The following is a 6,351-nucleotide window of genomic DNA, read 5'->3' on the forward strand; positions in this document are numbered from 1 at the left end:
CGGCGGCGCGCCGCTACGTCCTCCCGCCCCGCACCTCGATGTATCGCAGACTCCTGATCGCCTTTGCGGCACCGCTCGGCTGCCTGGCCCTGTACGGGCTGTGGCAGTGCGCCCTGCCCCGCCATGCCCTGGTACGGGCGGCGTTCGCGGTTCCCGGAACGACGCACAACGGCGTGGCCGTCGACGTCGACTCCGTGGCGGCGAAGCACCTGCCCCTGGGCATGAACCGCCGCGATGCCCTGTGGGCCCTGCGCAGAGCGGGGTTCCGGATGAAGCCCCGGCCGGAAGACCCGTGGGTTCCCATGCCCTGCCGGGAATGCGACGAGATGATGGTCGGCCGCTACGACGAAAGCATCCTGTGCGGGGGCGAGGCGATCTCGGTGGCGATCGGGTTCAGGGATGGCCGGCTCGTATACCTGAGCGCCGCGCGAGTGATGCGGGAGTTCTACATCTAGGCAGCTGACCGGGGCGGCCCGCCTCCGCGCTCCACTCGCAGGGACGCGGAGATCCCGCCGCCCTGCGCGGGCTGCCGGCGCGCCCCCGGTCCCGCGCGAACGCGAGCACCGACGTGCCGGTCCGGTCCATGGCCGCGCACATCCAAACAGCAAACATTTACAGACATTTTCCGAGGAATTACACATGGAAACGATCCAGGTGGTGTACCGCCAGATCTATGGCAGCGCGCACCACAAGTACCTGCTGTACACCGACAGTGATGGGAACCAGCAGAGCATCAGCATCTTCCCCGAGTACGACATGAATACCGGGGCGTGGCTGGAGAGCGTGAGGAACCGCGATCCGTTCGGGCCCATGAAAGTCGACGACGGGCCCTACACCGCGAGCAGGCGTGACCACCCCCACAACAAGATGACCGAGAACAAGGACCGGCATTACGAGACCATCGCGACGGATGCCGACCTGAGCGACGAGTGGAACACCATGCTGGACTTCGCGAGGGAAATCGAGGCGAACGAGGTCGGCTACGACCTTCTGGAGCGGAACTCCAACACGGCGGTGGACGAGGCGCTGCGTCGCGCGGGGCTGCCGGCCCCCAAGTTCGACACCCCCGACATCCGGGACCCCGAACGCCCCAACCTTCCGGCGCTGAACGACGACCCGTACCCGGACTACAGCGCGCCTGCTTCGGGCCGGCCGTGGGATTGGCGGCCGCATCGGCCGTTCGACTGGTTCTTCGACGGGCTCGACGACCTCCGGGAAGGGCTGGACAACATCCTGGATTCGCTCACCGACGCCCTTCGCGGCCTGTTCGCCCCCCTGCGTGACCCGCTCGCGCTGGACTTGGACGGCGACGGAATCGAGACCATCGGCACCGACGGGTCGGTGGTGATGTTCGACCACGACGCCGACGGCGTAAAGACGGGAACCGGGTGGCTCACGGGCGACGACGCCTGGCTCGTGCTGGACAAGAACGGCAACGGCGTCATCGACACGGGCCGTGAGCTGTTCGGCGTGGACACGGTGCTCGCCAACGGCACCACCGCGGCCGACGGCTTTGCCGCGCTGCGCGAGCACGACGTGAACCAGGACGGCGTGGTCAACACCGCCGACGGCGTCTTCTCGCAGCTGCGGCTGTGGCGCGACCTGAACCGCGACGGCGTGAGCCAGGAACACGAGCTCACCAGCCTGGGCGCCAACGGCATCGTGTCGGTGGGCGTGCAGGCCACCTCGATTCGCACGGACCTCGGGAACGGCAACGTGCAGACGGCCGCCGGCACGTTCACGCGCAGCGACGGGTCGTCCGGCGTCGCCGGCGAAACGTCGTCCACCGCGGCCAACCTGAACCTGGCCACCAATACCTTCTTCAGCGAGTTCACCACCCGGATTCCGCTGACGGAGCAGGCGAAGGCGCTGCCCGACATCCGCGGATCGGGGCGCGTGCGCGACCTGCGCGAGGCCATGAGCCTGTCGCCCACGCTGGCGAACATCGTGGAAAGCTACTCGCAGCAGACCACGCGCTCGGGACAGCTCGCCCTGCTCGACCAGCTGGTGCAGGCGTGGGCGGACACGGCCGACGTAGGGTCGTTGAAGCAGCAGGCGAACTCGCTGGCCACGCAGGGGGCGCAGGTGTCCGTTACCTACAGCCTGGAGGGACTGACCCCCGGCACGCCGGCGTACGAGGCTTTCCTTCACAAGCTGGGAGTGGTGGAGCGCTTCATGGGGTTCACGTACGCCGGGCCCACCGGCGGCATTCGTACGGAGCCGCTGGACGCCAACTCGGGCTCGCTGACGGTGTCGCTGGCGCGCGAGCAGATCGCCAACATCTCGCGTGCGTACGACAAGTACAGCGCCGGGACGTACGAGTACCTGCTGCTCGACACCCGGCTCAAGCCGTACTACGACAAGGTCTATCTGACGATGCAGGAAGGCGTCCTGATCGACACGGACATGAGCCACGTCGAAGGGATGTTCCGCCAGGCGATCGCGGCGTCGCCGCAGCAGGGCGTAATCGACATGGTCGAGTTCGTCAGCGCCCTCGGCCGCGGTCGCGCCGCCATGTTCGACTGGAACGCCAGGGCATTCCTGTTCGAGGAGCTCAACAAGGTCGAGGGGCTGTCGTCGTTCTCCGCGGAGCTTGGCGCCTGGACGGTCCGGCTGGCCGGCGCCGGCGAGGTGAGCCCGGCGGGCACCGCGCGCAGCGACCTGATCGTCGCCGCGCACGGCAACGACCACATCCAGTCCGGCGCCGGTGACGACATCCTCCTGGGCCGCGGCGGCAACGACAACCTGTACGGGGGCGACGGGACCGACGTGCTCGACGGCGGTGCCGGCACCGACTATCTGTCCGGCGGCAACGGCGACGACCGGTACCGCTTTGGCCGCGGGTACGGGCAGGACACCATCTACAACCACGACGCGGACCCGGCGGGCGAGTTCGGCGACTTCATCCTGATGGGCGAGGGCGTGGCGGCCAGCGACGTACGGGCCACGCGCTCCGGCGAAGACCTGGTGCTCTCGATCGTGGGGACCACCGACTCGCTGCGCGTCCAGTACTACTTCAGCCAGGACGGCGCATCGCCGTCCGCCGTGCCGCACGTCTACTTCGCCGACGGCACCACGTGGGACGTGGCCGCGATCAAGGCGATGGTGGTGGTTCCCACGGCGGGCAACGACACGCTGTACGGCTACGCGACCGACGACGTGCTGAACGGGCTGGAGGGGAACGACACCCTCTACGGCGCCGGCGGCGCGGACACACTGGAGGGCGGCGCGGGTGACGACAACCTGCAGGGCCAGGACGGCAACGACCTGCTGCTGGGCGGCGTCGGCACCGACTCGCTGAGCGGCGGCAGCGGCGCCGACGACCTGCAGGGCCAGGACGGCAACGACTACCTGTACGGCGACGCCGGAAACGACGTCTTCGACGGCGGCGCCGGCAACGACTACCTGTCCGGCGGCAGTGGGGCGGATCTGTACCGCTTCGGCGGCGGCTCGGGGAGCGACACCGTCTACAACCACGACGGCGATGCCGTGGGGGTGAACGCGGATACCATCTCGTTCGCGGCGGACGTGCTCCCCGCGGATGTCACGATGCAGCGCTCGGGCGAGGACCTGGTCCTCTCGATTGCCGGCACGACCGATTCGCTGCGGGTGCAGTCGTACTTCAGCCAGGACGGCTCGTCGCAGTACGCGGTGGAGACCATCCAGTTCGCGGACGGCACGGCGTGGGACGTGGCCGCGATCAAGGGGATGGTCGTCCAGCCCACCGCCGGCAACGACACGCTGTACGGCTACGCGACCGACGAGGTGCTGAGCGGGTTGGAGGGGAACGACACGATCTACGGCGCGGCCGGCGCGGACACGCTGGAGGGCGGCGCGGGTGACGACAACCTGCAGGGCCAGGACGGCAACGACCTGCTGCTGGGCGGCATCGGCGGCGACTCGCTGAGCGGTGGAAACGGCGCCGACGACCTGCGGGGCGAGGCCGGCAACGACTACCTGTACGGCGACGGCGGAAACGACATCTTCGACGGCGGCGCCGGCAACGACTACCTGTCGGGCGGCAGCGGGGCGGACGTGTATCGCTTCGGCCGCGGCTCGGGGAGCGACACCGTCTACAACCACGACGGCGACGCCGTGGGCGTGAACGCGGACACCATCTCGTTCGCGGCGGACGTGCTCCCCGCGGATGTGAGCGTGCGGCGCTCGGGTGAGGACCTTGTCCTCTCCATCGCCGGCACCACCGACTCGCTGCGGGTGCAGTCGTACTTCAGCCAGGACGGCGCGTCGCAGTACGCGGTGGAGAGCATCCAGTTCGCGGACGGCACGGCGTGGGACGTGGCCGCCATCAAGTCGATGGTGACGGTACCCACGGCGGGCAACGACACCCTGTACGGCTACGCGACCGACGACGTGCTCACCGGCCTGGAGGGCAACGACACCATCTACGCCGCGGCCGGCGCGGACACGCTGGAGGGCGGCGCGGGTGACGACAACCTGCAGGGCCAGGACGGCAACGATCTGCTCAAGGGCGGCATCGGCGGCGACTCGCTGAGCGGCGGCAACGGCGCCGACGATCTGCAGGGTGAAGCCGGCAACGACTACCTGTACGGCGACGCCGGAAACGACGTCTTCGACGGTGGCGCCGGAAACGACTACCTCTCGGGCGGCACCGGGGCGGACGTCTACCGCTTCGGCCGCGGCTACGGCTCCGAGACCGTCTACAACCACGACGGCGACGCCGTGGGCGTGAACGCGGACACCATCTCGTTCGCGGCGGACGTGCTCCCCGCCAACGTGACCGTGCGGCGCTCGGGTGAGGACCTGCTGCTTTCGATCAATGGCACGACGGACTCGCTGCGGGTGCAGTCCTACTTCAGCCAGGACGGCGCGTCGCAGTACGCGGTGGAGAGCATCCAGTTCGCCGACGGCACGGCGTGGGACGTGGCCGCCATCAAGGCGATGGTGGTGGTTCCGACGGCGGGCAACGACACGCTGTACGGCTACGCGACCGACGACGTCTTCAACGGCCTGGAGGGGAACGACACGATCTACGGCGCGGCCGGGGCGGACACGCTGGAGGGCGGCGCGGGTGACGACAACCTGCAGGGCCAGGACGGCAACGACCTGCTCAAGGGCGGCATCGGCGGCGACAGCCTGAGCGGCGGCAACGGCGCCGACGACGTGCGGGGCGAGGCCGGCGACGACTACCTGTACGGCGACGGCGGAAACGACGTCTTCGATGGTGGCACCGGCAACGACTACCTGTCCGGCGGCAGCGGGGCGGACGTCTACCGCTTCGGCCGCGGCTACGGCTCCGAAACCGTGTACAACCACGACGGCGACGCGCTGGGCGTCAACGCCGACACCATCTCGTTCGCGGCCGGGATCGCCACCTCCGAGGTGACGGCCAAGCGCTCGGGCGAGGACCTGCTGCTCTCGATCAATGGCACGACGGACTCGCTGCGCGTGCAGTCGTACTTCAGCCAGGACGGCACGTCGCAGTACGCGGTGGAGAACATCCAGTTCGCCGACGGGACGGTGTGGGACATCACCACCATCAAGGCCAAGGTGGTGGAGCCCACGAGCGGAACGGCGGGCAACGACACGCTCTACGGCTACGCGACCGACGACGTTCTGCACGGGCTGGGCGGAAACGACACCATCTACGGCGCCGGTGGCGCGGACACGCTGGATGGCGGCACGGGTGACGACAACCTGCAGGGCCAGGACGGCAACGACCTGCTCAAGGGCGGCATCGGCAACGACAGCCTGAGCGGCGGCAACGGTGCCGACGACCTGCAGGGTGAGGCCGGCAACGACTACCTGTACGGCGACGCCGGAAACGACGTCTTCGACGGCGGCGCCGGAAACGACTACCTCTCGGGCGGCAGCGGGGCGGACGTCTACCGCTTCGGCCGCGGCTACGGCTCCGAGACCGTCTACAATCACGACGGCGACGCCGTGGGCGTGAACGCGGATACCGTCTCGTTCGCGGCGGACGTGATCCCCGCCAACGTGACCGTGCGCCGGTCCGGCGAGGACCTGGTCCTTGCGATCGCCGGGACGACGGACTCGCTGCGGGTGCAGTCGTACTTCAGCCAGGACGGCGCGTCGCAGTACGCGGTGGAGAGCATCCAGTTCGCCGACGGGACCGTGTGGAACGTAGCCGCCATCAAGTCCATGGTGACGGTTCCCACCACCGGGAACGACACCCTCTACGGCTACGCGACCGACGACGTGCTCACCGGCCTGGAGGGGAACGACACCATCTACGCCGCGGCGGGCGCGGACACGCTGGAGGGCGGCGCGGGTGACGACAACCTGCAGGGCCAGGACGGCAACGACCTGCTCAAGGCCGGAATCGGCAACGACTCGCTGAGCGGCGGCAAC

2 protein-coding genes are annotated in these 6,351 nt (G+C 69.1%); both read left to right on the forward strand.

Annotation, left to right across the window (positions count from 1 at the left end):
* Positions 1–38 precede the first annotated feature (38 nt).
* The gene (locus tag VGB24_RS16240) at positions 39–455 is read left to right on the forward strand and encodes a hypothetical protein (protein ID WP_331073995.1); all 417 of its coding nucleotides are present in this window, start codon (positions 39–41) and stop codon (positions 453–455) included.
* A gap of 184 nt (positions 456–639) precedes the next feature.
* Positions 640–6,351: calcium-binding protein (locus VGB24_RS16245; protein WP_331073996.1), on the forward strand; the 5,712-nt coding region annotated here is incomplete at its 3' end.

The organism is Longimicrobium sp. (assembly GCF_036399935.1).
In the GTDB taxonomy this organism is placed as follows: Bacteria; Gemmatimonadota; Gemmatimonadetes; order Longimicrobiales; family Longimicrobiaceae; genus Longimicrobium.